Raw genomic sequence first — 1,643 nt, 5'->3', positions numbered from 1 at the left:
CGTCAACGCCAACGCCAACGCCAACGCCAACACGACGATCGCACGCGCGTGGAGCGTGCTCGAAGCGGTGCCCGATCCGGAGATTCCGGTGGTCTCGATTCGCGAGCTGGGCATTCTGCGCGACGTGCGTCACGGCGACGATGGCGTGCTCGAAGTGGTGATCACGCCGACCTACTCGGGCTGTCCGGCGATGTCGCAGATCGCGGAGGACATCGCGCAGGCGATCGATCACGCCGCGCTCGGCGCGCATCGCATCGAGACGGTGCTGGCGCCTGCCTGGACCACCGACTGGATCACGGACGAAGCGCGCGAGAAGCTGCGCCGCTATGGCATCGCGCCGCCGTCGGGCACGTGCGGCAGCACTACCGAGAAGCCGATCCGTTTCGTGCCCTACAAGAAAGAAGTGATTGCATGTCCGCGTTGCGGCTCGACGCACACCGAGAAGCTCGCGCAATTCGGCTCGACGGCGTGCAAGGCGCTGTATCGCTGCATCGATTGCCGCGAGCCGTTCGATTACTTCAAGCCGTACTGAACCGACTTCACCTCATCGACATCATGGCGACTCCGCAATTCCATCCGCTGCGTATCCGCGACGTTCGTCCCGAAACCGCCGACGCCGTCACCGTTTCGTTCGACGTGCCGCCCGCCTTGCGCGACGCGTTTCGTTTCACGCAAGGCCAGTTCGTGACGCTCAAGACGCATCTGGACGGCGAGGAAACGCGCCGCTCGTATTCGATCTGCGTGGGCGTGACCGACTACGATCGCGACGGCGAATTGCGCATCGGCATCAAGCGCGTGCGCGGCGGGCGCTTCTCGAACTTCGCGTTCGATACCCTGAAGCCCGGCCATGAGATCGACGTGATGACGCCCGATGGACGCTTCTTCACGCACCTGAACGCGGACCACGCGAAGCATTACGTGGCGTTCTCCGGCGGCTCGGGCATCACGCCGGTGCTGGCGATCATCAAGACGACGCTCGATATCGAGCCGACGAGCCGCTTCACGCTGGTGTACGGCAATCGCAGCGTCGACGCGATCATGTTCGCCGAGGAACTCGAGGATCTGAAGAACCGGTATATGGACCGGTTCTCGCTGTATCACGTGCTATCCGATGATCTGCAGGACGTGGAGTTGTTCAACGGCGTGCTGGATCAGCAGAAGTGCAAGGCGTTTCTGGAGACCGTGCTGTCGCCCGAAGCCATCGATGAAGCGTTCATCTGCGGCCCCGGCCCGATGATGGACGCAGCCGAGGCCGCCCTGAAGGACTCGGGCGTGGCGCCGAAGCAGATTCATGTGGAGCGTTTCGGTGCGCCGTTGCCGCAAGCGGGCGCGCCGCCGGTCGAGATCACGGAGAACACGCCGGCGGCGGATCTGGAGCTGATCATCGATGGCAAGAAGCGCAAGCTGCGGCTGCCGTATGAAGGCGTGAGCGTGCTCGATGTCGGGCTCAAAGCGGGGCTTGCGTTGCCGTATGCGTGCAAGGGCGGCGTGTGCTGCACGTGCCGCGCGAAAGTGCTCGAAGGCGAAGTAAAGATGGAGAAGAACTACACGCTCGAACAACACGAGATCGATGACGGTTTTGTGCTGACGTGCCAGTGTCATCCGCTGAGCGAGCGCGTCGTCGTGAGTTTCGACGAGCGCTA

At 63.2% G+C, this 1,643-nt stretch carries 2 protein-coding genes; both read left to right on the top strand.

Translation table 11 applies throughout. The features are described 5' to 3' along the window. Nucleotides 1-37 precede the first annotated feature (37 nt). A complete protein-coding gene (gene paaD, locus AWB75_RS36380) occupies nucleotides 38-532 on the top strand; it encodes a 1,2-phenylacetyl-CoA epoxidase subunit PaaD (RefSeq protein WP_087087206.1) in 495 nt (164 codons plus the stop codon). Between the two features lie 23 nt (nucleotides 533-555). Continuing rightward, nucleotides 556-1,643: 1,2-phenylacetyl-CoA epoxidase subunit PaaE (paaE, locus tag AWB75_RS36375; protein WP_061128735.1), on the top strand; the 1,088-nt coding region annotated here is incomplete at its 3' end.

This window comes from Caballeronia catudaia (assembly GCF_001544755.2).
In the GTDB taxonomy this organism is placed as follows: domain Bacteria; phylum Pseudomonadota; class Gammaproteobacteria; order Burkholderiales; family Burkholderiaceae; genus Caballeronia; species Caballeronia catudaia.
The sequence above is the reverse complement of the archived record's forward strand: the minus strand, read 5'-3'. Positions and strand labels throughout refer to the sequence as shown.